At 54.0% G+C, this 25,501-nt stretch carries 26 protein-coding genes; 16 read left to right on the top strand and 10 right to left on the bottom strand.

Features of this window, described 5'->3' with window-relative positions; all coding sequences use genetic code 11:
- The first annotated feature begins 8 nt into the window (after positions 1-8).
- Positions 9-1,391, top strand: a complete 1,383-nt coding sequence (locus CQ011_RS06980; protein WP_105675890.1) for an LCP family protein — start codon at positions 9-11, stop codon at positions 1,389-1,391.
- Positions 1,392-1,595: 204 nt separating this feature from the next.
- On the top strand, positions 1,596-1,982 hold the full coding sequence (locus tag CQ011_RS06975) for a twin-arginine translocase TatA/TatE family subunit (protein ID WP_105675888.1): 387 nt from the start codon (positions 1,596-1,598) through the stop codon (positions 1,980-1,982).
- A 211-nt stretch (positions 1,983-2,193) separates the two neighbouring features.
- Here the strand turns inward: CQ011_RS06975 and CQ011_RS06970 are convergent, their stop codons facing one another.
- The 5 genes from CQ011_RS06970 to CQ011_RS06950 form a co-directional block, all read right to left on the bottom strand.
- Positions 2,194-2,676, bottom strand: a complete 483-nt coding sequence (locus CQ011_RS06970) for an HtaA domain-containing protein (RefSeq protein ID WP_105675886.1) — start codon at positions 2,674-2,676, stop codon at positions 2,194-2,196.
- An 87-nt stretch (positions 2,677-2,763) separates the two neighbouring features.
- Positions 2,764-3,225: a hypothetical protein gene (locus CQ011_RS06965; protein WP_105675884.1), complete on the bottom strand. Its 462-nt coding sequence runs from the start codon at positions 3,223-3,225 to the stop codon at positions 2,764-2,766.
- A gap of 127 nt (positions 3,226-3,352) precedes the next feature.
- The gene (locus CQ011_RS06960; RefSeq protein ID WP_286161113.1) at positions 3,353-4,723 is read right to left on the bottom strand and encodes an FAD-binding oxidoreductase; all 1,371 of its coding nucleotides are present in this window, start codon (positions 4,721-4,723) and stop codon (positions 3,353-3,355) included.
- 92 nt (positions 4,724-4,815) lie between these two features.
- Positions 4,816-6,186: an aspartate aminotransferase family protein gene (locus tag CQ011_RS06955; RefSeq protein ID WP_105675882.1), complete on the bottom strand. Its 1,371-nt coding sequence runs from the start codon at positions 6,184-6,186 to the stop codon at positions 4,816-4,818.
- A 44-nt stretch (positions 6,187-6,230) separates the two neighbouring features.
- Positions 6,231-7,739, bottom strand: a complete 1,509-nt coding sequence (locus CQ011_RS06950; protein ID WP_105675880.1) for a CoA-acylating methylmalonate-semialdehyde dehydrogenase — start codon at positions 7,737-7,739, stop codon at positions 6,231-6,233.
- A gap of 123 nt (positions 7,740-7,862) precedes the next feature.
- Here CQ011_RS06950 and CQ011_RS06945 point away from each other — a divergent pair, with 123 nt between their 5' ends.
- Positions 7,863-9,485, top strand: a complete 1,623-nt coding sequence (locus CQ011_RS06945; protein WP_181148017.1) for a PucR family transcriptional regulator — start codon at positions 7,863-7,865, stop codon at positions 9,483-9,485.
- A gap of 220 nt (positions 9,486-9,705) precedes the next feature.
- Here CQ011_RS06945 and CQ011_RS06940 read toward each other — a convergent pair whose 3' ends face one another.
- Both CQ011_RS06940 and CQ011_RS06935 read right to left on the bottom strand, forming a co-directional pair.
- Complete coding sequence (locus tag CQ011_RS06940; protein WP_181148016.1) at positions 9,706-11,664, bottom strand: acyl-CoA dehydrogenase family protein; 1,959 nt, start codon at positions 11,662-11,664, stop codon at positions 9,706-9,708.
- A gap of 187 nt (positions 11,665-11,851) precedes the next feature.
- Positions 11,852-12,523, bottom strand: coding sequence for a helix-turn-helix transcriptional regulator (locus tag CQ011_RS06935; protein ID WP_105675874.1), 672 nt, complete (start codon positions 12,521-12,523; stop codon positions 11,852-11,854).
- A gap of 93 nt (positions 12,524-12,616) precedes the next feature.
- On the opposite strand from CQ011_RS06935, the gene CQ011_RS06930 reads away from it, so the two are divergent.
- Complete coding sequence (locus CQ011_RS06930) at positions 12,617-13,033, top strand: DoxX family membrane protein (RefSeq protein WP_105675872.1); 417 nt, start codon at positions 12,617-12,619, stop codon at positions 13,031-13,033.
- A gap of 87 nt (positions 13,034-13,120) precedes the next feature.
- Here the strand turns inward: CQ011_RS06930 and CQ011_RS06925 are convergent, their stop codons facing one another.
- Positions 13,121-14,503, bottom strand: coding sequence for an aspartate aminotransferase family protein (locus CQ011_RS06925; RefSeq protein WP_105675870.1), 1,383 nt, complete (start codon positions 14,501-14,503; stop codon positions 13,121-13,123).
- Positions 14,500-14,973 (bottom strand): Lrp/AsnC family transcriptional regulator, encoded by a 474-nt coding sequence (locus CQ011_RS06920; protein ID WP_105675869.1) that lies wholly within the window; start codon positions 14,971-14,973, stop codon positions 14,500-14,502. Before CQ011_RS06920 ends, CQ011_RS06925 begins: the two co-directional genes overlap by 4 nt.
- A gap of 270 nt (positions 14,974-15,243) precedes the next feature.
- Here CQ011_RS06920 and CQ011_RS06915 point away from each other — a divergent pair, with 270 nt between their 5' ends.
- The 9 genes from CQ011_RS06915 to rpsN all read left to right on the top strand — a co-directional run bounded on the left by CQ011_RS06915 (position 15,244) and on the right by rpsN (position 22,519).
- On the top strand, positions 15,244-16,476 hold the full coding sequence (locus CQ011_RS06915; RefSeq protein ID WP_105675867.1) for an ABC transporter substrate-binding protein: 1,233 nt from the start codon (positions 15,244-15,246) through the stop codon (positions 16,474-16,476).
- 6 nt (positions 16,477-16,482) lie between these two features.
- Positions 16,483-17,706, top strand: a complete 1,224-nt coding sequence (locus CQ011_RS06910) for an ABC transporter substrate-binding protein (protein ID WP_105675865.1) — start codon at positions 16,483-16,485, stop codon at positions 17,704-17,706.
- A 6-nt stretch (positions 17,707-17,712) separates the two neighbouring features.
- Positions 17,713-18,873, top strand: a complete 1,161-nt coding sequence (locus tag CQ011_RS06905) for an ABC transporter ATP-binding protein (RefSeq protein ID WP_105675863.1) — start codon at positions 17,713-17,715, stop codon at positions 18,871-18,873.
- Positions 18,870-19,802 (top strand): ABC transporter permease, encoded by a 933-nt coding sequence (locus CQ011_RS06900; RefSeq protein WP_286161112.1) that lies wholly within the window; start codon positions 18,870-18,872, stop codon positions 19,800-19,802. Before CQ011_RS06905 ends, CQ011_RS06900 begins: the two co-directional genes overlap by 4 nt.
- 9 nt (positions 19,803-19,811) lie before the next feature.
- On the top strand, positions 19,812-20,609 hold the full coding sequence (locus tag CQ011_RS06895; RefSeq protein WP_105675861.1) for an ABC transporter permease: 798 nt from the start codon (positions 19,812-19,814) through the stop codon (positions 20,607-20,609).
- A 360-nt stretch (positions 20,610-20,969) separates the two neighbouring features.
- Positions 20,970-21,470 (top strand): MarR family winged helix-turn-helix transcriptional regulator, encoded by a 501-nt coding sequence (locus CQ011_RS06890; RefSeq protein ID WP_105675859.1) that lies wholly within the window; start codon positions 20,970-20,972, stop codon positions 21,468-21,470.
- A 331-nt stretch (positions 21,471-21,801) separates the two neighbouring features.
- Entirely contained in the window at positions 21,802-22,038 is a 237-nt protein-coding gene (gene rpmB, locus CQ011_RS06885) for a 50S ribosomal protein L28 (RefSeq protein WP_096255559.1), read from the top strand.
- 1 nt (position 22,039) lies between these two features.
- Positions 22,040-22,210 carry a 50S ribosomal protein L33 gene (rpmG, locus tag CQ011_RS06880; protein ID WP_022874359.1) on the top strand — a complete coding sequence of 57 codons (171 nt, stop codon included), beginning with the start codon at positions 22,040-22,042 and terminating at the stop codon, positions 22,208-22,210.
- A 3-nt stretch (positions 22,211-22,213) separates the two neighbouring features.
- The gene (gene rpsN / locus CQ011_RS06875; protein ID WP_096255557.1) at positions 22,214-22,519 is read left to right on the top strand and encodes a 30S ribosomal protein S14; all 306 of its coding nucleotides are present in this window, start codon (positions 22,214-22,216) and stop codon (positions 22,517-22,519) included.
- A gap of 90 nt (positions 22,520-22,609) precedes the next feature.
- Here the strand turns inward: rpsN and CQ011_RS06870 are convergent, their stop codons facing one another.
- Positions 22,610-23,221, bottom strand: a complete 612-nt coding sequence (locus tag CQ011_RS06870; RefSeq protein ID WP_105675857.1) for a DnaJ family domain-containing protein — start codon at positions 23,219-23,221, stop codon at positions 22,610-22,612.
- A gap of 105 nt (positions 23,222-23,326) precedes the next feature.
- Here CQ011_RS06870 and CQ011_RS06865 point away from each other — a divergent pair, with 105 nt between their 5' ends.
- The 3 genes from CQ011_RS06865 to CQ011_RS06855 all read left to right on the top strand — a co-directional run bounded on the left by CQ011_RS06865 (position 23,327) and on the right by CQ011_RS06855 (position 25,349).
- Positions 23,327-24,322 carry an SDR family NAD(P)-dependent oxidoreductase gene (locus CQ011_RS06865; RefSeq protein ID WP_105675855.1) on the top strand — a complete coding sequence of 332 codons (996 nt, stop codon included), beginning with the start codon at positions 23,327-23,329 and terminating at the stop codon, positions 24,320-24,322.
- A 170-nt stretch (positions 24,323-24,492) separates the two neighbouring features.
- Positions 24,493-24,777, top strand: a complete 285-nt coding sequence (locus CQ011_RS06860; protein ID WP_096255551.1) for an HU family DNA-binding protein — start codon at positions 24,493-24,495, stop codon at positions 24,775-24,777.
- Between the two features lie 287 nt (positions 24,778-25,064).
- The gene (locus CQ011_RS06855) at positions 25,065-25,349 is read left to right on the top strand and encodes an HU family DNA-binding protein (protein WP_096255549.1); all 285 of its coding nucleotides are present in this window, start codon (positions 25,065-25,067) and stop codon (positions 25,347-25,349) included.
- The last annotated feature ends 152 nt before the right edge of the window (positions 25,350-25,501 follow it).

Genomic DNA, 25,501 nt, shown 5'->3' with positions numbered 1-25,501 from the left:
ACGGATCCATGACCATTCAGCGACCGCCGGTATCCGGTAGACGTTTTTTTCTGCGACGCCGCCGGCGCATTCTCGCTGTGACTGCGATTGTGATCTCCCTAGCGGTACTGGTGGTTGCCTGTTTTGGGATTCTGCGTCTGCAAGGAAATATCAAAGTTTCAGCACTCAGGGCTTCTGAAGTCGATATCCCTGATTCGAGCCAGGGATTAAACGTGTTGATCCTTGGATCGGATAGTCGCGAGTTCAGTTCCACTGGTTTTGGTGCTGACACAGGTTCTCAACGGAGCGATTCCATGCTCCTGATGCATCTGCCCCCAGGAAATGGGCGTATCGAAGCGATTCAAATTCCCCGGGATACTGTGCTGCATCGCCCAGCATGTGAAGATACCGGGTTCGGATATTATTCCGGTGGATATGGCATGATCAACTCCGCGCTTAATTACGGTCCGGCTTGTTCGGTCGCTGCCGTGGAAGAACTGACCGGTGTTCACCTGAATCACTTTATTGAAGTGAATTTTGAAGGATTTATCTCGATCGTCAACGCACTGGACGGGATCAAGGTTTGTCTGAACAACTCGATGCGGGATTCCAAAGCAAATCTGAACCTTCCAGCGGGGCAACAGACTTTGGACGGACCGGACGCGCTCGCCTTAGCTCGAACCCGACACGCCATTGGTGATGGGAGCGACATCGCCCGATTGGGTAACCAACAGATGGTGATGTCCGCGATTGTGCAACGGGCCAAGAGCAAAGAAGTGCTCACTCGTCCAGACCGGATCTATGCATTCCTTGACGCGATTACCTCCTCCATGACCGTCGACCCTGATTTGAGTTCGTTGGCGGAACTTACGGGCTTGGCAGCAAGAATTCAAGCAGTACCCACCGATCAGATAACTTTCACAACGATGCCCACTGAACCGGCTCCGGAGAACCCCAATCGCGTTGTTCCGGCCCCTGACGCAAAGCTCATCTTTGAACGCATCAGCCAAGATATTCCGGTGAACTCGGATAAGGAAGATCATCTCAGTAGAAAAGAAGAGGCAGCGTCTGCAATTCGTGAGGTTAGTGTGCTGATAACTAACGGCACAAACGTCAACGGTCTTGCCAACCAATATTCCCAGCTGGCGACGTCCAATGGTTTTACAGTCTCTGGACTCAGTAATTCGCCAACGCTACAAAAACGCACTCGTTTGTTAATCCCTGACTCCAAAGGAGCGAAAAAGGCTGCCACTGAACTGGCAAAAGCCACAAAGCTCGACATAAAAACAACTGTTTATGAAGGCGATAGCCTACAGCTGATCCTCGGTCAGGATTACGCAGATCTGCAGGTTCCGGACAAAAAAAGTATTAAGGCGCGAAGTCGCCAGGCGAACCAAGACCTCTGTGGTTGAAGAGTAAATGAGGTCTCATAACGCATGCGGAACTCCGAGGATAACGAAAATTACGTTGTAATGGCCTCAACACTCTTACTTAGTCAACCTGCGAGGAAACTGTATCGCGGCTGCTGACTCGTAGTTCATGATTTCCGCGATAGCCATTGTGGGGCCTGAGTCAGGTCTGACGAACCGGCGGAAAGTACCAAGGGGGTGTTTCGAATGAGCGTTGCAGGTATCAACAGCAGCGAGTTCGTCGTACTCTGTATTCTTGCAGCCGTATTGATCGGACCAGAAAAACTTCCGTACTACGCTAAAAAACTTGCGACCTTGATCCGGGAATTACGACGTCTTGCCGACGGTGCTCAAACCCAGCTCCGTCAGGAGCTGGGCGACGAATTCGATGAGCTGAACCTAGCAAAGTTCAATCCGCGCCAATACGATCCGCGCAGGATCATCAGAGATGCACTACTGGAAGAATTTGATGATCCTGCTTCGGATGGCAAGCGGGAAGGCCGCACAACCACGAATCAATACAAGTCGACGCAACTAGAAACAGTACTGACGCCAACATCTATGCAGGCACCTTTCGACAACGAAGCCACATGATGTCGTTCATGAATTCTAGTAGAAGGAGCAGGCCTTTAATAGGCCAACCTCTGCTTCGCTGGTTAACCGTGAGTATTTATCGCTAAAGGCCGTTGGTGGCGCAGCATGTTCTCTGCTCACTACCGGGTTCGGGGAGGTATCTGGGGTAAACCCGCTACGGCGAGTTGTGCACTATGAAAATAGTTGCGGTCCTTGCCAACTACTTTGGCAATTAGCTGCGTAGCACAATCTCTACTGGTTCCATCTCTTGTCCAGCTTTGTACTGACCGTTAAATAGGAGGGAACCTTGATCGGTGAGTCGTGCTTCAAAGCGGGTTTTTACTAGCCCGAAGGCGTTTGACACCGTAGTTTCGGTGAGTTCGGCCAACGGTGCGCGGGTACCGGACTGATCTGCGACGCTGAGCATGATTTTGTCACCGTGCTCTTCAATGTGTGGCTCAATCAGATCAAGTTTCATCATTCCACCGTGTCCTTCAAAGGAGACGCTGCCCTTAAAGTGAAGTTCTCCCTCGGGGGCCTCGGTTTGGTTGGAAACCGGAAATGCCAGATTATTACCGACTTGCCAGACACCATTGGATGCTTCGATTCGCCCGTCGGGTAGCGATGAAATATATCCTACGAAGGACGCTTTCAAGCCCCATTGCAGGTGAGGCTGAAACGGATCACCTACCGGTGCACCATTCATACCCATCATCGTGTTTTCCCCTTTTGTGTAGGCGCTTCATATGGTGCGCAAATTAGATCCGGGGATCAGTATTACATACTCTCTAGTTTTGGGAGGCTACTCGTTACGTTTGTCGCGCTCGTGGTACCAAACCTTTTCGATAAATGGTTCTCCAGAGTCTTGGAGCATGACCTCAACGTCGTCAAAGACCGTGCCGTCAGACAGCGTGAGATCCGCGGTAGCCCATGAACCATTCCACGGCCCCAGCTCAAGTTGGGTGGGGTTGTATTTAAGTTGAATATTAGCTTCCAAGTTATTCCTTGAATCAAAATAACCAGTGGCGCCCATGGCGAGAAACATGATGGTCAAAATTGCAACGAGCGCAGAGACAATCAATTCAATGCGAATGGACGAACGTAACGCATAGGTTTGGTATCCGTCGACCAGAGTGGAGAACTTTCGCCGGCGTAACATCCCATGGATGAGCAGGGGAATGAAGATCAACAAGCAAACCACCGCAACGCCGAGATAAAACAGTGGGATCACGAAGTTGACATCGGCGAATTTGCTGGCATCCATCGCATTATTCTAACGAGTTTAAGGCTAGTTAGCTAGAGCAAATAAACACTATCCGATGTCGCAAACGCCCGGTTGTGCGCACCGTTTGGTATTCGCCGCCTGCACAACCACTCTTGATTCCTCGGCGCTAGATTGCTTTGCCTGGATTGAGAGTTCCTTGAGGGTCAAAGACTGCGCGTAGACGTCGCTGCAGCTGCAAGGAAGTCTCACCAATTTCCTCGGCCAGCCAGTCCTGCTTGAGTAATCCGATTCCGTGTTCTCCGGTGAGCGTCCCGCCTAATTCCTTAGCCAGATAGAACATGTCAGCCAACGCAAGTTTTGCGGCGCCCGTTGTAATGGACTGCCCTTCGGGAACCACAATGATTGGGTGTAGATTTCCGTCCGCTGCGTGGGCAATTGTGAAAATTTCTACGCCACGCTCGGCTTCGATGCGCTGTAACCCGGCGAATGCCTCGGCCAGGCGATTGCGCGGCACACCGATATCGCAGATCGATACTGTCCCCAGTAACTCCATGCTTGGGATCGCTTGGCGTCGCGCTTCGATCAGGGCGTGGGCCTCGTCGTCATTTTCAGCAAGTTCAATATGGCTGGCCAACGGGGCAATTGCCTGGGTGAGTGCCTGCATCTCAAGTTGTGCGCCGAATCCATCGGTCTGTGCCAATAACAACGCTCCGCCACGCTGTTGATGCTCGGTCCCCAGTGCTGCATCAATCGCTCCTAGAGATTTGCCGTCCATTAGTTCGAGTACCGAGGGTTGCAAGCGGGCAGCGATGACCGCCGAGGCGGCCTGCGCGGCGGTATTTTCATCGACGAAGTAGGCCACCATAGTGGAGGTGAAGCGAGGTTTGGGACGTAAGCGCAGTACCGCTTCCACCACGATGCCTAAGGTACCCTCCGAACCAATGAACAAGGCGTTCAAGTCATACCCGGCTACGCCCTTGATGGTGCGACGTCCGGTGCGTAATAACTGGCCATCGGGCAGCACTACCAACAGGCTGAGTACCGACTCGCGGGTCACCCCATACTTAGCGCACCACATGCCGCCCGCGTTGGTGGCAACATTCCCGCCAATAGAGCAGATTGCGGTACTTGCTGGGTCTGGTGCGTAGAACAATTCATGTTCTCCGGCCACTCGATTTACTTCAGCATTGAGCACTCCTGGCTGGACCACGGCTAGCTGCTCTACAGGATCAATGGCCAAGATCTGGTTCATCCGCGACAAATCGAGCACCACCTCGCCGGCTTGTGCGCAGGATCCTGCGGCCAGACCGGTGCCAGCCCCACGCGGAACGATCTTCACCCCGTGCTGATGGGCCAGACTCATCGCCAACACCACATCATCGATGCTTTGGGCAAAGATCACCCCATCGGCAAAGCTGTCCGGGATAAAACCTGAACGGTCAATGCTTGCCTGCTGGCAGGCTTGCCGATCTGTGGAAGCTTGTGGATGTGCGTTCAGTAGCAATGCGGTGGACTCGTTGAGTTCTGTGGGGATCACTTTGACGTCCTGGTCTTAGTAGGGAAGGAAAACGCAAAAAGGCCCGGAGGAAACACCATGGGTGCTTGCTCCGGGCCTCATATTGCTCATCGTTAGACGGTCACGAACTTGTCCGCGACAACCAGTGCCTGCTCTAGGCGGTCCAGTGCCTCGATAAGAACCTCGTCCGGAATGTTCATGGCCGGAACCACATGCAGTCGGTTGAAGTTTGCGAACGGCAACAGACCGGCGGCCTTGGCCGCCGCGACGACCTCATTCATTTGCGCTGACGAGCCGCCGTAGGCCGCTAATGGCTCACGAGTTTCACGATTCTTCACCAGCTCAATGGCCCAGAACACTCCGGTGCCACGCACCTCGCCAACCGACGGATGGTCGGCATAAAAACGTTCCAGACGGGGACCGATAATTTCCTCGCCGAGACGCTTCGCATTGGCGATCATATTTTCGTCTTCCATTGCGGTGATGGTTGCCACCGCCGCAGCGCACGCCAGTGGATGCCCAGAATATGTCAGGCCTCCAGGGTACTGACGCTCGCGGAAGGTCTCATAGATCGCCTCGCTGATCGCCACACCACCTAGTGGAACATAGCCGGAGTTCACTCCCTTGGCGAAGGTCAACAGATCTGGGGTGACATCCCAGTGATTGACCGCGAACCATTCACCGGAACGGCCGAAGCCTGCCATGACCTCATCGGCGATATAAACGATCCCGTATTTACGGGTTAACTCCCGAACTCCCGCCAAGTAACCTGCCGGTGGCAGGTATATTCCGGCGGTGCCTGGAATCGATTCGAGAATTAGCGCGCCGATAGTCGAGGCACCTTCCAAGATGATGGTGTCCTCCAAGTGCTTCAGCGCCCGCTCGGTTTCCTCGGCTTCGGTGGTTGACCCGAAGTAGGAACGGTAGGGGTAAGCAGGGAAGAAGTGCACCACCCCGTCGGTTGCGTGATCCGAGGCGTAACGCCGTGGATCTCCGGTTACGTTCACCGCGAGGTGAGTACCACCATGATAGGAACGGTAGGCCGAAAGCACCTTGTGTTTCCCGGTATGCAACCGCGCCATGCGAATCGCATGTTCTACCGCATCGGCTCCACCGTTGGTAAAGAAGATCCGGTTCAAATCCCCCGGGGTGCGTTCGGCGATGAGCCGGGCCGCCTCGGAACGTGCGTCATTAACATGCTGCGGGGCAATGGTGGCAATCTTGCCCGCCTGCTCCTGAATCGCCGCGATGACCTTGGGGTGCTGGTGGCCAATATTTGTGTTCACTAGCTGACTGGAAATGTCGATCAGTTGGCGTCCTTCGCCATCCCAGACAAAAGAGTCCTGAGTTTTCAGGATGGTCATTGGAGCGAATGGCCCCTGGGCCTGCCACGAATGAAATACGTGGTCGCGGTCCAGCTGGTAGGCGCGCTTGCCTGCCTCAATCTCTTCCGCCGAAATTTCGGTGGTGAGCTGCTCGGTCATGAATCTAGTTCTTTCTACTGGAACCACTGAGAAGGGGATGCAGACTAGTCGTTCTGCGGGAAGCCGAGGTTGATGCCGCCGTGGCTTGGGTCAAGCCAACGCGTGGTGATGACCTTGTTGCGGGTGAAGAACTTGAAGCCCTCCGGGCCGTAAGCGTGCTGGTCACCGAACAACGAGGCTTTCCAACCACCGAAGGAGTGGTAACCCACCGGTACCGGAATCGGCACGTTGACGCCGACCATACCCACCTGGATTTCGTTCTCAAAACGTCTGGCGGCGCCACCATCATTGGTGAAGATCGCGGTGCCGTTGCCGTACTTCGAGGCGTTGATCAGGTCAATACCATCGTTGAAGGTTTCTACCCGAACTACCGACAGGACTGGGCCGAAGATTTCATCGGTGTAGATGGACATATCGGTACCGACCTTGTCGAACAGGGTCGGGTGCAAGAAGAACCCGTTACCTTCGGCATCCAGCGTTCCGGTGCGACCATCAACTACCAGCTCCGCGCCGGAGCTAATGCCTTGTTCGATGTATCCGGCGACCTTGTCACGGTGTTCGCCGGTGATCAGTGGGCCCATGTCGCAACCACGCGTTCCATCGCCTACGCGCAGCTTCTTGGCGCGTTCAGCAATCTTAGCGACTAGTTCATCGGCAATGGTGTCTAGCGCAACCACTACGGAGATCGCCATGCAACGCTCACCGGCGGCGCCGAATCCGGCGTTGACCGCCATATCTGCCGCGAGTTCCAGATCTGCATCTGGCAACACGAGCATGTGGTTTTTCGCTCCACCGAAGGCTTGAACACGCTTGCCGTGGGCGGCACCTGTGGAGTAAACGTACTGCGCGATGGGGGTGGATCCAACGAACGATACGGTATCAATTCGTGGGTCGGTCAACAAGGTATCCACTGATTCCTTATCGCCGTGTACAACGTTGAGTACACCTTCGGGCAGACCAGCTTCGGCGAAGAGCTCTGCCATCCACTGTGCAGCAGTAGGATCCTTTTCCGAAGGCTTGAGTACAACGGAGTTACCCGAGGCAATGGCTACCGGGAAGAACCAGAGGGGAACCATTGCCGGGAAGTTGAAAGGAGAGATGATGGCGGAGACGCCGACCGGCTGACGCAGGGACTGAACATCCACGCCGGTGGAAGCGTTCTCGGAGTATTCGCCCTTGAGCAAGTAGGGGGCGTTGCAGCACAGCTCGACAATTTCCATACCACGGGCAATTTCGCCCAAGGCGTCGTCTAACACCTTGCCGTGTTCGGCGGTGATGATGGCGGCCAGCTCACCCTTGCGTTCGGCAAGCAGCTGACGGTAGTTGAACATGATGGCGGTGCGGCGAGCCAACGAGGTGTCACGCCACTTCGGGAATGCTTCGCGGGCGGAGGCGATTGCTGATTCGGTAGTTTTCTTGGAAGCGAGAGCTACTTCGCGCGCTACTTCACCGGTGGCTGGATTGTAGACCTTGGCGGTGCGGGTATCGCCCTCACCGGTGAATGGAGCGTTGTTAACCCAGTGCTGCAGAGTTTCGGTGACAGTAGTCGTCATGGATCTTCCCTTCAAAGCGTGAATTGATATCTGACTCCATCTTGCGTCACCAATATGACTGGCGACACATGCAATGTGTCATGATTTAGTAGGTAATACTTACGCTCTGTAAAGGTGTGAATGATGAGTACAAGAACCGCGGGCTCTTTGACCATGGGTGATGTCTTGGCTTTACCGGTAGTTCAAGACGCTGATCCGCTGGTTCTCTCCGGGGCGAAAAATCTGGATGTGAACCTGCGTTGGGTCCATGTCACCGAATCGGCAGACAACGTTGATCTGCTCTTTGGGCGCGAGGTGGTGCTGACGACCTTACGCAATGTGGAACCCACAGTGGAACGATTGCGCTCATTCATGAACCAACTAGCCCACGCTGGTGCCGCCGGAGTGATTGTTGAACTTCTAGTCGACCCGGGGCACGCGAACTCAAAGGTGGCAAAGCACTTAGCCGACGCAGCGCAGGGTCTGGAACTACCGGTAATCCATCTGCGTAAAAAAGTACGTTTTGTGCAGATCACCGAGGTCATCCACGAACGGCTTGTTTCCGAACAATTGTCTGCCGTGCAGTTCTCCCGCAACGTCCACGAAATCTACACCGAACTATCGCTGAACGAAGCAAATGAACAACGGATCGTGGAACGTACCTCCGAGCTACTTGGTGCTCCGGTAGTCCTCGAAGATGTACGCCACCACGTGCTGGCTCACTCCGGAGCCGGATACGGCGCCGAATCGGTGCTGGCACATTGGATGAACCGCTCAAAATTTGTGGGCTACGCGGAGCAAACCGGGCGTGGGCACGGCAGTGAAAACTGGTTACAAACCCCGGTAGGTGCGGTGCGAAACCGTTGGGGCAGGTTAGTCGTCCCGGAGGAACTAGACGATGAACATAACGCAGCACTGGTTCTTGAACGTGCCGGCCAGACCCTAACTATCGCCAGGCTCTCCGGGCGTGACCAACGTGAGCTGCTCTATCAAGCACGCACCTCCATGATGCATGAGCTACAACAACATCATTCATATACGGACAAGGAAGTCGCTATCCGTGCCCAATCTCTAGGCTTAGATAGCGGATCGCACTATGTACCGCTCGTCATCGCCCTGGCCGAAGCGGACAATTACAGCCCCACAGACCTACAACTTCGCGAACGAGAAGTGTTGGAAGTGATTGACCAAGTGGCAGAAAACATGCGCGTGGGAGTGCTTGCAGGCTCACTGCGCTCAGGGTGCCTTGCAGTTATTGTGCCGGTATCCGCCAAACAACTGGTGGCCAACGCCTTACAACGTTTTACCCGCCAACTCACCGAAATGCTCACAACGCATATTGCCATCGGAGTGGCAGCGGAGGAGGTCAGCATTGGTGCTAGCGCTCGCCGGTTGGAAGAGGCCGCGCACGTGGCCGAGATTGTCCCTAACCTTCCTACCCGGGCCCGTCCTTATTATCGTTTTGCGGATCTGCGTCTGCGCGGGGTGCTTTCTGCGATGGGGCAGGATGCACGAATGCGAAGCTTCGCGCTTACCGAACTATCCGGATTACTTTCCCCAGTAGATCCAGATGGGCTTGAACTGCTGGAGCTGTTTCTGAACCATGGGGGAAACAAGAGCAGCTTAGCTAAGGAAAGCTACCTATCTCGTCCCACGCTTTACGCCCGGCTGACGAAACTGGAAGACAAGCTTGGTGTTTCGCTGGGAACCGCGGAGTCTAGGGCGAGCCTGCAAGTCGCGTTGCTTTGGTATCGGATGCATGGATAACAGCAAAAACTATCCTGACGCAGTTACTCAAATGGACACGAGTACCTAGTGTGCCCTGAATTTCGGCGCTTGAATTCCTCGCCGGCGCTCGGAGGCGACCGTTGCCCGTTTCGAGCATTAGCCTCGTTGTGATGACAAACGCTGAGTTAGACCGCGAGGTTTCGTTGAGCATCATCCCAGCGTGCAATAGATTCTTCCGAAGCAAGGCTTAGCTTCGGATTCACGCTTCGGTGCCATATGGTTTGCGTGCATCGGGCATGCTCTGAGTTGACCACTCTGCGATCCATGGACCGGTATTTTCGGAAACATCGCGAACGCCGTCTTCTAGCCATTCAAAATCTCCGTTCAAGAGTTTGGACGCAATTTGTTCATCACGGTGGGTGGTGTTGTTCCATAAATGCCTAAAATGTTCTTCGCATCGTTTGGTTGCTTGGTCGCAGAAAGCTTGTGCGAGCGTCTCGGCGGAGAATCTTTCGGGTGCTCCAGCCTCATGCAAGGACAGAGTCTTAGTGATTGTTGCTGCCATCGCAAAAAGTTCGGCACCGATATCAACGATGTGGCCAAGGAAGACTTGTTGTTTATCCATGCCTGCCTGCCAGCGCGCCATCCCGGCAAAAGTTTGACGCGCCAAACGCCTAGAGCTTCGTTCAATAAAGCGTAGGTGCTTGGCCAGCGGGCCTTGCTCCGAAAAGGATCCTGGCACGGTCCCGGCTCCGACCATAAGTTTGGGTAACCAGCGTGCGTAGAAACCGGAGGCATCAACGGCGGCTCGGGCTTTATCCTCCAGACTGGAACCTGCCTGCGCCAGAGCTCCAGCTGCTTGCAAGTGTGCGTCCACCGCTTCACGGGCAATCAGAAGATGCATGATTTCGGTGGAACCTTCGAAGATGCGGTTAATTCGTAAATCACGAAGTAGCTGTTCGGCGGGCACCGCACGTTCTCCACGGGCCGCTTGTGAGGCAGCGGTTTCGTAGCCTCGACCACCGCGAATCTGAATTAGCTCATCAACAATTTTGCAAGAGACCTCGGAACTGTAGAGCTTGGCGAGGGCTGCTTCGATTCGGACATCTTTCATGCCTGCGTCTGCCAGGCTCGCGCTCAGCTCGAAGACTGCTTCCAGGGCGTAGGTGCTCGCTGCCATGTAGGAGAGCTTGGCGGCAACTGCTTGGTGCTTACCTACGGGCAGACCCCATTGCACTCGGGCTGCGGACCATTCACGAGCAATTTTGGTGGACCATTTTCCTGCTCCAGCGCACATGGCAGGAATGGACAATCGGCCGGTATTTAGTGTGCTCAGCGCAATTTTCAGCCCGGAGCCTTCACGGCTTAGTCGATTTTCTACTGGAACACGCACCGCGGAGAACCGTGTCACTCCATTTTCGATTCCCCGCAGTCCCATAAATGCGTTGCGATTTTCTACGGTGATGCCGGCGCTGTTTGCTTCCACGATAAAGGCGGTAATCCCGCCCTTGCCTGCAGGTTCGGCTCCTTGAGCCTCATGTGGTTTGACCAACGCCATAACGACGAGTAAATCGGCGACTACACCATTGGTGGTCCAGAGTTTTGACCCTTCGACAAGGTAGTGGGTTCCGTCCTCGCTGAGCGTGGCGTAGGTACCTAGCCGGGCCGGATCAGAGCCCACATCATTTTCGGTGAGCAGGAATGCACTGATCTCACCGGCCGCACAACGCGGAAGATAGGTGCGTTTTTGTTCTGCCGTTCCAAAGCTTTTGACCGGTTCGGGTACCCCGATTGATTGGTGGGCCGAAAGTAATGCACCAATGGCAGGGGAGACAGAGCCAACCCGCATTAAAGCCCGCCCGTAATCAAGCAGGCTCAGCTCCAAGCCACCGTATTCTTCGGGGATCTTCATTCCAAAGGCCCCCACCTCGCGTAGCGCTTTGATGTATTCCTCGGGGATGCGCGCGTCTTGTTCAATGCGCGCTGCGTCGAACCCGTCGAGGACAGGGATTAGTTGCGAAAGGAATTTTTCGCCACGTGCGGCAGATTGCGCATCTTGAATTGGCATGGGGGTGATCAGCGAAAAGTCTACGTTGCCCATGTAGATACCTTTGGCGAAACTTGGACGTTCCCACGTCTGTTCACGGGAGGCCTCGGCAATTTTTCGGGCGCTGGCCGCATCAACATTGGTACTAACGGGTTCCGGGTTCGGGCTCATGGCAGATCCTTTGCACTCCAGGCGTTGTTGCCCTGGTGGCATGCTCGCCTGACCACTGGTGGCCCCAGCCTAGCCCTGATTCTGCGGAGAGGATAGAGAAGAAGGAAACCCCCGCAACGCTTTGCATAAGTAACAGCAGTCGCGAGGAGTTTAGTGGTTTCTAGGCTCGGTAAGTATTTTTAGGCGACTATTTATTGGATGTGGGATCCAGCCGCACGCAGCAGTGCCCGGTTTTGGGTGATACCGGACAGGAGCGATACGGGGCGTCACTGGTTTCTACGACGGCTCCAAGAAGTTCTCTGTTCATCATGCACACGGTGTCCCTGAATTGTGCGGATAACTGATGGAAAGGACAGTCGGTTAGATGAATTGAGCCTGCCTCGTCAGTCTCGGGCAGATATCCGCCTTTAGTGAGCATCTGGTCCAGAGACTCACTGGACGTTGCTAAGGCTTGGCCTGACTCGCGAGAAACCTCGGCGAGCAATTCATTGACCGGACGTTGCTCTCGCGTGGCGCGTTCGATGGCTTGGGCCATGATGTGGGCCGCCAACGTGTATTCGCGGTGCGGGACGCTGGCTTCGATCTCCTGGGTAACTAGCGAATACAGTTTTGAAGGCCGGCCGGAGCCGGGGCCGCTAGTCTCACCGAGTTTTCTGAATTCATAGGTCAGTAGGCCTTCCTTCGCTAACCGTTCCAGCTGGAAAGACACTGTATTTCTGGGCAGATCCAACGCCTGAGCGACCGCATCACGGCTAGCAGGTTCGGTGGTGCGGCGCAGATATTCATAGATTTTTGCCCGCAGAGGATCGGCCAAGGCCGAGACGGCGTGGACCGAGCGTTTACGAGAAAAGAGTTGCATATAAACAGTCTAAATCTAAAGTTGTGATTAGTTGATTTAGAAGCCCACTAATTCTAAAGTTATGATTACTACTTTTAGAAAGGAGGGGTCAGCATGTCTTCAATAACAGCTAGATCCTCAGAGTTGCGGTCCCAGGCGTTGGAGCACCAAGCATTCTTGTTGTTGCGAACCATCTTCACGGTGGCGCCGATCTTGTTTGGGCTGGACAAGTTTTTCAACTTGCTCACCGATTGGACCCATTACCTCGCGCCGCTGGCAACTGACATCATCCCGGTGTCGCCGGAATTGTTTATGTACGCCGTAGGCGTTGTGGAGATTGCGGCCGGTATCTTGGTGGCGTTGCGACCGAAAATCGGTTCGGTGGTGGTGAGCCTTTGGCTGTTGGGGATCATCGTGAACTTGCTGATCCTTCCTGGCTACTTTGACGTGGCATTGCGTGACTTCGGCCTGTTGATCGGAGCGTTGGCGTTGAATCGCCTTGCCTCGGCTCGAACGGCACTGCAGCGCTAAATCACCCCCAGAACAACACAGCTGGCGGTCGACTCCTTGTGGGGAGTCGACCGCCAGCTGTGTTGTTTGAAAATATCTGAAACTTCGTTAAATCTTGTTTGCCGCTTCTTTGAGAACTGAGCGCAGGATCGATTCGATCTGATCAAATTCTGGTTGCGCGATGGTCAGTGGTGGAGCCAGCTGAATCACCGGATCACCACGATCATCTGCGCGGCAATATAGCCCGGCTTCCCACAGTGCAGGGGAGAGGTACTGACGTAGCAACCTTTCGGATTCATCATCGTTAAAGGTTTCCTTGGTTTTCTTGTCTTTGACCAGTTCAATGCCATAGAAGTAGCCGGCCCCGCGCACGTCGCCCACGATATCGAGATCCTTGAGCTTATCCAGCGTCGTTTTGAAGTTATCGGCATTGTTCTTGACGTTGTCGTTGAGCCCCTCGCGCTCAAAAATATCAAGATTCGCCATCGCCACCGCCGCGGCCACTGGATGACCACCAAAGGTATAACCATGGTAAAAAGTGGTGTCGCCCTTTTTGAATGGTTCAAAGAGCTTGTCTGAAACCACCATCACACCCAATGGAACGTACCCACTGGTCAGTGCCTTGGCCGAGGTGATGATATCCGGGACGTAACCGAAGTCGTTACAAGCGAACATCGAACCGATGCGGCCAAAGGCGCAAATAGTCTCATCGGAGACGAGCAGGACATCGTACTCATCACAGATCTCACGGACGCGATCAAAGTAGCCAGGAGGCGGTGGGAAACAGCCACCGGAATTCTGAACGGGTTCCAAGAACACCGCAGCGACGGTATCGGCGCCTTCAAATTCAATGGCCTCACGAATTCGCTCCGCAGCCCAAAGCCCGAAGTCTTTCTCGTTCTCGGCAAACATTTCCGGGGCCCGGTAAAAGTTAGTGTTTGGAACTCTAAAGGTTCCCGGAACCAGTGGCTCAAAGGGAGTCTTCATATCCGGCAGGGAAGTAATCGCCAGAGCGCCCTGCGGTGTTCCGTGGTAGGCTAAGGCCCTGGAAATAACTTTAGTTTTTCCCGGGAAGCCCTTCATCTTAAAGTGCTGTTTGGCCAGTTTGAAAGCTGATTCAACAGCTTCACCGCCACCGGTGGTGAAGAAGACTCGGTTTAGATCTCCGGGAGCATAGTGCGCTAGTCGTTCGGCGAGATCAATTGCCGGTTCGTGGGCGTAAGACCACAGTGGCATGAAGGCCAATTTTTCTGCCTGTTTTGCTGCCGCTTCGGCTAGTTCCGCACGCCCGTGCCCGGCGTTAACAACAAAGAGCCCGGAGAGCCCATCGATATATTCTTTGCCTTGATCGTCATAGATCTTATGCCCGCTGCCGCGGGAAATAATTGGTACGGTCCCACCATCGTGAAGACCTGAGTGGCGTGCCATGTGCATCCAAAGATGGTCGCGGGCAGCTTGCTGTCGATCGGTACCGCGTGGAGTTTGACTCATCGTGTTCCCCAGTTGTATTCCTGTTTTTTCAGTGAAAGATACGTGTATGTATTAGTGCTGACAACGCCTTCGGTGCCGCGAATTTTACTGATTACTCGCAAGAGGTCCTCGTCGCTGGTGCAAATTACTTCGGCCAAGATGTCGGCGCTTCCCGCGGTCACTACGCAGTAATCCACTTCGGGTACTTCTGCGATTCGATCTGCCGTGGCGTTGATGTCACTTGAGGCGATAATTCCGATCATTGCCTGCCGGGTGAATCCCAGCTCCAATGGATTGGTTACCGCAACGATCTGCATGGCTCGACTGTCCACCAATTTCTGCACGCGCTGACGCACCGCGGCCTCGCTGAGGCCCACTGCTTTGCCGATGGCTGCATAGGAGCGTCGTCCATCCTCTTGCAGTTGCTCGATGATTTCTTTAGAAATTTCATCGATGGTCGCCGCTATGTGGTTATGCGGTGGCATGGTCATTCGTTATCGACCTCCCGGGTCTTTCGATGCGTAGTCGCCACCCAAAAACTGCCGGCGTTTTGGGTATAGCACCGACCATACATCTACTGATCCAGTTGCGAAAGGGGCAATTTTTATTGTTTCCAGCATTAGAAACACAGATTTAACATTGATACTTGCGTAAATCCCTTGTTTCGATGGCGAAGAGCTGACATTATGAACGTCATTGATATCTTGTGTGGCGCGTCACAGCCGCCAAGCTGTTTGAGCCCTCAAAGTTAGGACGGAATCATGTCTCCCCAGCGACGACAACTACCTGAAGATCCACAGATCCGTGCACTGGTCCAAGCGATGAGCCAGCGCTCAATGACACGCCGCGGAGTTTTGGGGGCCGCTGGCGCTCTGGGTCTGGGTGGGCTGTTGGCAGCTTGCGGAACCGGCGGCAAAAGTGGCGGGAGTTCAGCATCAGCAGTCAGCGTCAAAGATATTTCCGCTACCGATCCAACCGTGAACTGGGCGAACTGGACGCTGTACCTTGACTATGACGAGAAGAGCAAAGGTTATCCGACTCTTGACCAGTTCAAAGAGAAGACCGGTATCAGCGTTAACTACGTTGAAGACATTGATGGCAACGACACCTACTACGGCAAAGTCCAAGGGCAGCTCAAAGCGGGTCAAGATATTGGCCAGGACCTCATCACGCTCACCGACTGGATGGCCGGGCGCATCATTCGTCAGGGCTACACCCAAGAACTTGACCACGCAAACATCCCGAACCTCGCCAATCTTCTGCCTGATCTGAAAGATGTCGATTTTGACCCAGGCCGCAAGAACTCTGTCACCTGGCAGACCGGCTACGCCGGAATCGCTTGGAACAAAAAGAAGTTCCCTAAGGGGCTGAAAAATGTTTCAGACCTTTGGGACCCAGCACTCAAGGGGCGGGTCACCGTGCTTGACGAAATGCGCGACACCATGGGGTTGCTGATGCTTGACCATGGGGTAGATATCACCGGCCAATGGGGCGAGAACGAATTCGGTACCGCCCTTGAAGACCTGCGCAAGAACATTGGAAATGGTCAGATTCGTCAGGTCAAGGGCAACTCGTACAAGTCAGATTTCATCTCTGGCGATGCCATCGCAGGCATTGTCTGGTCCGGAGACATAGTGCAGATGAACTTTGAAAATGATGACCAATGGGAATTTGCCATTCCCGAGGCTGGCGGCACGCTGTGGAGCGATAACTTGATGGTTCCTATCGCATCTCCACGTAAAGCTAACGCCGAGAAGCTGATGAATTTTTACTATGAGCCAAAGGTAGCTGCCGAGGTAGCCGCCTATGTGAACTTTATTTGTCCCGTCACCGGAGCCAAAGAAGAGATGGAAAAAATTGATCCGAGCCTGATGGATAACCCACTAATTTTCCCAACCGAAGAAGACCTCAGTCATGCTCATGTCTTTCGAGCCTTGGACGCGGAAGAAGAAACTACCCTCGGTAGCGAATTCCAAAGTGCGATTGGAGCCTAAGGATATATGTCACGTCAACGTGCGCTGAACGATCAACGGATGAAACTCTCCCAAGCTATTGGGCAAGCTCAGGCGAGCCGGCGAGGGGTACTCGCCGGCGCTGCCGGCTTGGCACTAGCTGGATTACTCACTGCGTGCGGCACTAAGGGTGCAAGTAGTTCCTCCGCGGCTTCATTAGCTCCCGCGGCAGATCTTTCTGACACCGAAAAACTTGTCCGTTGGGCCAACTGGACTCTGTATTTGGACTATGACGACAAGGCAAAAAACTACCCAACCTTGCAGCAATTCAAGAAGTCCTCTGGTTTGGATGTGAAGTACGTCGAAGACATCGACTCCAACGATTCTTACTACGGCAAGGTGCAATCTCAGTTGGCGGACGGACAAGATATCGGTCAGGACCTGATCGTGCTGACCGACTGGATGACCGAGCGTGTGATGCGTCTGGGATACGCACAGGAACTAGACCACGCAAATATTCCAAATATCAAAAATCTGCTCCCCGAGTTGAAAGATGTGCGCTTTGATCCGGGACGTACGAAATCACTGACCTGGCAATCGGGTTACACCGGATTGGTGTGGAACAAGGAAGCATTCCCCAAAGGACTACGCAACGTCGAAGACCTCTGGAGTCCAGAGCTTAAGGGACGGGTGACGCTTCTGGATGAAATGCGTGACACGATTCCGATCCTCCTGCTTGATCAAGGCATAGATATCGCCGGTCAATGGGGGCAGGACGAATTCGCTGGAGCTCTAGAAGTACTCGATAAAAATATTCAGAACGGCCAAATCAGGCAGATCAAGGGCAACTCGTATAAGCAGGATCTTATTTCTGGCGATGCACTAGCCGGAATTGCCTACTCGGGGGACATCACGCAGCTGAACTATGAAGAGGGCAATAAGTGGGAGTTCATCATGCCTGAGCGTGGTGGATTGATTTGGTCAGATAACTTCACTGTTCCCATTGGAGCAACGCATAAGAAAAACGCGGAGAAGCTGATGGACTTCTATTACCAGCCAGATGTGGCCGCAGAAGTCGCTGCCTACGTGAACTATCTGTGCCCCGTGGTAGGCGCACAGCAAGAGATGGAAAAAATTGACCCGGACCTAGTCAATGATCCGTTGATCTTCCCTACCGCAGAATTCTTGAACAATGCAAGCACCGAACGAGAACTGAGCGTGGAGGAAGAAAATGACTTCCAAAACCAGTTCCAAGAAGTAATTGGGGTATAGAACGTGATGAGTACCAACACCGCAGAAACATCCCGGAAACCCACGGTCCCGCCGCGCAGCGAAGGTGCGGACCTAGAACTTAAGGGCATTACCAAGCGCTTTGCTGAGTTCATTGCAGTGAAAGACCTTGACCTCACCGTCCCTTCGGGAACATTTTTTGCCTTATTGGGACCGTCAGGTTGTGGTAAATCGACCACCCTTCGAATGATCGCCGGATTGGATGCGCCCAGCGAAGGAGAAATTCTTATCGGGGGTAAGAACGTCACTTCGTTGCCCAGCCATCAGCGTGAAGTGAATACCGTCTTTCAGTCCTACGCTTTGTTCCCGCATATGACGGTGCTGGAAAATGTGGCCTTTGGACTGAAACGGAAAAAAGACAAGCAAGCCATGGAAAAGGCCCGGGAAGGTCTAAAAATGGTGGAGCTTGATCACCTCGCTAACCGGCGTCCCGAGCAGCTTTCAGGCGGCCAGCAACAGCGCGTCGCATTGGCTAGGGCACTAGTTAACCGTCCTCAGGTGCTGTTGCTTGACGAGCCTCTCGGTGCATTGGATATGAAATTGCGCCGGCAGATGCAATTTGAACTCAAAGCGATTCAAACCGAGGTCGGATTGACCTTTATCCACGTCACACACGACCAAGAAGAAGCCATGACCATGGCTGATGTTGTTGCGGTGATGAATGAAGGACGCATCGAACAGATGGGTGCACCGCGTGATCTGTACGAATTGCCGAAGACCGCCTTTGTGGCGAACTTCTTAGGCAAATCAAATCTCATGCGCGCTCAGGTTGTGGGTCAACAAGAAGGACTCATCGAAGCACAAACCGCCGGTTGCAAGGTTTTGATTCCCGTTGAACGGGCTGTGCAACATGAGGGCGACATCGTCATTGGTGTGCGCCCGGAAAAACTTCACCTACATCGTGAGGCTCCCCAAGAATCAACGGGATACAACGAGTTGAGCGGTCAGGTCATTGATGTGTCGTTTACCGGAACCACCACCGAATACCTGATCGAGGTGCCAGGCATTGGGCGGATCGGAACCTTCTCGCAGAACCGTGGGCAACAACCTGCCCAAATGGGGGATACGGTGTACCTGTCTTGGGACAGCGCTCACTCCTTCGGACTGGCCGGTGACGAGGTAGTTGACGCCGGGGTGGATCAGACATGAGCAAAATGGTGATGACCAATAAGGGGAAAATCGCCGATCTACGTAGCGCGGACGAAATTAAGGCAGAACGACGCAAGGGACGTACCGGGGTATACCTCGTGGTCCCAGGCATGTTGGTCCTCTTCCTGTTCTTTGCCCTTCCGGTGATCGTGCTGTTGTCGATGTCCTTGTACGCCAGACCCGAAGGCGCGGAGATTGGCGAATTTGTTCCTGCCCTAGAATTTGGCAACTATGTCACGGTGCTTAGCGCTTACTGGTCCGAGCTGGTGCGTTCCTTTGGCTTCGCGCTGATTGCCACGGTGCTGGCCTTACTTATTGGCTACCCCATGGCTTATCTAGTCGCGGTACGTTTACGCCAGCATGGCCTGCTTCAAGGCATTTTGCTGGTGCTGCTGATTGCACCATTCTTCTCTAGCTTCATTCTGCGCACCCAAGCGTGGAAGCAAATCCTGGCCGATGAAGGATGGGTGGCACAAACCTTAAAGCTTATTGCGGTGCTTCCCGCCGATGGACATCTGACGGCAACACCCTTCGCGGTGGTAGCGGGCCTGACATATAACTTTTTGCCCTTTATGGTGCTACCGATTTACGCGAACCTCGGCCGTCTAGACACCAGACTTTTAGAGGCCTCGGGGGATTTATACGCCAGCCCGGTGACATCATTTTTCAAAGTGACCCTGCCACTGTCTGCCCCCGGAGTTTTTGCCGGGACGTTGCTGACCTTCATTCCGGCGGCCGGTGACTACGTGAACGCCGCGCTGTTGGGCAACAACCGAAACACGACAATGATCGGACAGGTAATCGATTCAAGATTCTTTAAGGTCATCGACTACCCGGGCGCCGCAGCGCTGAGTTTCGTTTTGATGCTGTCCATCCTGATACTCGTCACCCTCTATATCAGGCGTTTCGGTACCAAGGAATTGATGTAGGAGCCAATGATGAAACAAAAAATAGGGCGCTGGATCATTCCTGCCATCGGTGGACTGGCCTTCGTCTACCTGCTGGTACCTATCGCGTATATCTTCGTGTTCTCCTTCAACGACGCCGGGCGCACAAACCTTGAATGGCGTGGATTCACCTTCGAGAATTGGCAAAACCCCTGTGGTGCGCCGGCCGTCTGTGAGTCTTTGGTCAATTCCTTGCAGGTGGGTGTGGTGGCGACCATCGTGTCTACTGCCTTAGGTACCTGTATTGCCATCGGGTTGGTGCGGTACAAATTCCGTTTTCGTAAGCTGACCGACGTTCTCATTATTCTTCCGCTGGCCACCCCTGAGGTGGTACTTGGAGCCTCGTTACTGGCTCAGTTCCTGAATTTGGGGTGGGAACTGGGGTACACCACGATTGTGATCGCGCATATCGTGTTCTGTATGTCTTTTGTGATTGTGACCGTGCGAGCACGTGTTTCGTCACTTGACCCACGCTTAGAAGAGGCTGCGGCTGACCTATATTCCACTCCGCGAGCGGCATTCTGGAAGATTACCTTCCCCTTGCTAGTGCCTGGGATTGTGGCGGCCGCATTGTTGTCATTCGCTATGAGTTTTGATGACTTCATCATTACTAACTTCAACTCCGGCACCTTCCAGACGTTCCCGAAGTTCATCTACGTTGCCGCGACCCGCGGTATCCCGGCCCAAGCAAACGTCATTGGTTCGGCAATGTTCATCGCTGCCTTGCTGGTAGTTATTGTCGGACAGGTGATGGCTTACCGACGGCGCAAGCGGTTAGCCGAGGGATAACACCCGTTGATGACAAGACACGACCCGTTGGCCCACTAAGTTACTCAGGCCGACGGGTCTTTTCTTGTGTCACGGGCTAACCCGGTGTCCACGTTTCTGGTGGAAGGCAGTCAAATGGACGAATCTCTCAATGAGGACAAGTAAAACACCTGTCGGTGGCTCAGGATCCTTTTACCGACAGCGACTCCTTTGGGGCTATCGCCACGGAACCTAGTGCATAAATTACCCAACTGCGCATACTTAATGGGTTTGAGCCGAGAAAAATAGGGCGCGACAGGGTAGCATTCTAGCGATTAGAGTATTCCCACGAGGCAATGCGACTAACTGCCAGTGCGGTAGCGAAGAATGGTGTGAAATTACATGAGTGAACAAGTCGACTGGCTAACTGCCGAAGAACGAACGGCCTGGCTGGGACTGAACACGGTAATGTCTTTGCTCCCTGCAGCTTTAGACTCGGACCTCCAAGGTCTCGAAGGAATTACACTCTTCGACTATCACATGCTGGCGATGCTCTCTGAGGCACCAGAGCGTGAGTTAACCATGACGGATCTTGCCGCGCGCACCAGCGCTTCGTTGTCGCGTCTGTCACATGTGGTGAAGAAATTGGAGAAGCGCGGATGGGTGATTCGCTCACAGTCCGCCGGAGATGCGCGTGTGAAGATCGCCTCATTAACGAAGCAGGGTTGGGATGCGGTGGTCAAGATGGCGCCACATCACGTGAAAACCGTGCGCTCACTTCTTCTTGAATCCCTAGATGACAAGGATATTAAGGATCTAGCGAGAATTTCTCGCAAGGTCGTTAAGGTTTTGGACGAGGATCACTGGGTTCTGGACGAGCCGACCTCCGATTTGGCTCTCTGAGCAATCCCAGATATTCTTATAACGCGTTAATCGCGTGTTTCGTTGTGCCGCCATGATGGTGGAACAGCAGGTACGCGTAGCCCGTAATACCGAATATCGTAACCACCTGAGTACGGGGAATTGCTCAACCGGTTACGAAGTTCACCGACTTACATACTTTAAGGCTCTTCGGTTGGTTCTCACCCAGCCTGGTTACCTTCCTAGTGTGCAGTATTAACGGTGTTTCACTGGTTGGCGGGGCTCATAACGCACTAAGTGGTGTCGTTATTTCGGTAAGGACACTGCGCGCGAGAACCGCCGAATTTTACTACTAACTAACTAAGGAGTGATCATGGCAGCTGTTTGCCAGGTAACCGGTACTACTCCGGCCTTCGGACATAGCATCTCCCACTCGCACCGTCGCAATAAGCGTCGATTCGATCCGAACATCCAGAAGAAGCGCTACTGGGTTCCATCCCTGCGCCGCAACGTGACCTTGACCCTTTCGGTTAAGGGCATCAAGCTCATTGATGTTCGCGGTATCGATGCTGTTGTGACCGATCTACTTGCGAAGGGTGTGAAGCTCTAATATGGCAAAGAAGGATAAGGACGTACGTCCTATCATCAAGCTGAAGTCGACCGCCGGTACCGGATTCACTTACGTGACCCGCAAGAATCGTCGTAACGACCCAGACCGTATGGTTCTGAAGAAATACGACCCTGTTGTCCGTAAGCACGTTGAATTCCGAGAGGAGCGCTAAGACATGGCCAAGAAGTCCAAGATCGCAAAGAACGAACAGCGCAAGGTCATCGTCGAGCGTTACGCTGAAAAGCGCCTCGAACTGAAGAAGACCTTGGTTGACCCGAACGCAACCGACGAAGCCCGCGAGGCTGCACGTCTGGGTCTGCAGAAGCTTCCACGCGATGCTTCGCCGATCCGCGTCCGCAACCGCGACTCGATCGACGGTCGCCCACGTGGTACCTTCCAGAAGTTCGGTATCTCCCGTGTTCGCTTCCGCGACATGGCACACCGTGGTGAGCTTCCGGGCATCACCAAGTCTTCCTGGTAAGCCTCAAAGTCTTCAGACTTTAGCTTTCTAGTACGAATGCCGTCTCAACCCCTCGGGGATTGAGACGGCATTCGTCGCTTAAGCGGGGAACTACTTTCGCCGGGTCCACCAGCGACGCTTGGGTTCTATCGTTCTCTCCACAGGCGGCTGAACCCGGGTACCGCGGCGTTCGCGCCACGCTTGCAGCTCGTCATCTATATTGCGCAACTTGGTGATGACCGGGGGACCGCCAAGCAGCTGACGGCGTGCCTCGACAATACGCTGGTTAAAGTCGCTCAGATGTGCACGGACCGTTGCGGCCGTGGGTAAAGCATCCAATGTCTGCTCAAGTTGCTGATCTTCCACCCGCAAGGTCAAAGCCGGCGGGCCTAATCCGGTGAGCTGTTCGCGGCGCATCATTGATTTCAGCCACCAGTCCGGATCATCGGTGGACGTAAGATGATCAATGTTTTGACCGGACAGCGCAAGATTATCGAAGTCTCCCCGGGCGAAGGCTTCATCTAAGACGGTATTGGCTACTTCCCAAGCTTCGTCTTGTGCGTGGAACTGCAACGGTGTGCGCGGTGGACCACTCACGCTGGGCCGACCGGTCTTCTGCGCATATTCGTCCACCGGGACAGGTGCTTGGGGCTCGCTAGCTAACTTATACCTAGCAGCTTTCAACGCTGCCTGATGAGCCGAGTCCTCCGGTAACTTCTCCACCCTTCCATACTGGCACCACCACAACCATCTGGGCAACAGGCGATGAACTGCTCTTCAAGGGAAATGAGCACGCGTTGCGTGGGCCGAGCATAGTAGCGTTGAACTATGAACACTGAAGCCCGTGTTGGAGCCCTTGACCTCTTAGGCTACGGATCCCCGTACCCTAACGTGTACAGCAACCGCGCCAGATGGGCCGGACTCGGCGAGGGGAAAACTGCGGTCGTCACCGGCGCCAATGCTGGTTTGGGGTTTTTCACTAGCCTTGCTCTAGCTGCAAGTGGTGCCCATGTCGTGCTAGCTTGCCGTAACGAGGCCAAAGCAGCTCGCGCGATTCAGGCTATTCAACGCAAAGTGCCCAATGCAGAACTCGAATATTTACCTTTTGACTCGGCCTCGCTGGAATCTGCCAGTGCGCTGGGCCAAGTGCTACGCCACCGAGAGATAGATGTCCTCATCGCTAATGCGGGGATTATCCGTAGCCCAGAAACGCGAACTGCCGGAAGTCTAGGGTATGAGCTGACCCTGGCCACAAACTTCCTTGGACACGCCCGGTTGGCCGGTGAACTTGCCGAAACTTTCCGTACCCGCCCCATGAAATTTATTGGGTTGGGCTCCATCTCAACGAACATGCTGAAAAGTAACCCTGAAGATTTGTCGCTTACCGGAAGATATCATCCCTACCGCGCCTACGCGCAGTCTAAAGCGGCGCTACAGTCTTTCACCTTGGCCTTGGATCATCGGCTAAAGCAGCTTTCTTGGCCGTCACGTTCCATTGCGGTACACCCTGGTTATTCAATTTCGGGGCTTACCACACAGGTGCCGGGAATCAACGAACCGGCCTACCTCAAGCGCTTTCAAGGCCAACTTCAGGCGAGTTTCGCGCAGGGCAAACACGAAGGCGCCGTCAACATTGTGGAAGCGGCGTTGAACCGTGGCGTCGAGCAGAGCCCTCGGGGAACCTACATTGGTCCAAAATTTCTTTCAAAAGGCGAATCTGTACTAGCCAGACCCGCAAAAATAACTCGGCAGAAGCGACTTATGGACCCTGTATGGAAAGTTTTTGTTGAAGCAAATCATGGGGTTGATCCGTTCAGAATTTGAGCCACCGTGAACTTTCACACCTCGAAAGATCGCTGATTTTCATCAAAAACCGCGGAACTGTGCGCTTATCGTCGGTAATTGCTGGTAAGTTCTCTCAAGTAAGCCCGTGCGAGCGTGCGGCATCCAAATCCCGAACGGGGTGAGGATCACTAGTCCAGGAGGACCACACATTGGCTATGAACCGTAGCGAACTTGTTGCCGCTGTTGCAGCTAAGACCGAAAACTCCCAGGTTGCCGTCAACGGTGTACTGGATGCTGTTTTCGAGGTATTCGTTGACCAGATTTCCCAGGGCGAGAAGGTTTCGATCCCAGGTTGGTTGGCAGTGGAGCGCACCGATCGTGCAGCACGCACCGGCCGTAACCCACAGACCGGCGAAGCTATCCAGATTCCAGCTGGCCACTCGGTCAAGCTGACCGCTGGTTCGAAGCTGAAGGCTGCTGTCGCCAAGAAGTAAGGCCACAGCGCAATTATGCGTTGCGAAGACCCGTTACCCGAATTCTGTTCGCGGTAGCGGGTCTTTGTCGTTAAGTACCATTTTCTTAGTATTTGTCTCCCTTGAGCATCAAAAACCGACCGTCTAACGTGTAGAACCGCAAAATGTTGAGAAAATCCCGGGAATTCGCACGTTTTCGCGCGTTTTTGGGGCAAAGGTTTGATATGTTCTCACTGGTAAGTCCGTGCGACCGCGCGGCGTCCGTGGCTCTGTCGGGTCATGGATCACTAGTCCAGGAGGACCACACATTGGCTATGAACCGTAGCGAACTTGTTGCCGCAGTAGCAGCTAAGACCGAAAACTCCCAGGTTGCTGTCAACGGTGTGCTTGACGCCCTGTTCGAAGTTTTCGTTGACCAGATTTCCCAGGGCGAGAAGGTTTCGATCCCAGGTTGGTTGGCAGTGGAGCGCACCGATCGTGCAGCACGCACCGGCCGTAACCCACAGACCGGCGAAGCTATCCAGATTCCAGCTGGCCACTCGGTCAAGCTGACCGCTGGTTCGAAGCTGAAGGCTGCTGTTTCAAAGAAGTAGTCCCCAGACATTTGGCAGGGGCCCGATTCTCGAAAGAGAATCGGGCTTTTGTTGTCTTAGGACATAGCGAATCAGTAGCGCGTTGAGGCAATCTTCTACCTAGCGTAGAATCAAAGCTTAGGTAGCAAAATAACGACTGAATGGTAGATCTT

This window comes from Arthrobacter sp. MYb213, assembly GCF_002979915.1.
GTDB lineage: Bacteria > Actinomycetota > Actinomycetes > Actinomycetales > Micrococcaceae > Glutamicibacter.
This window is presented reverse-complemented; position numbering and strand designations above follow the sequence as displayed.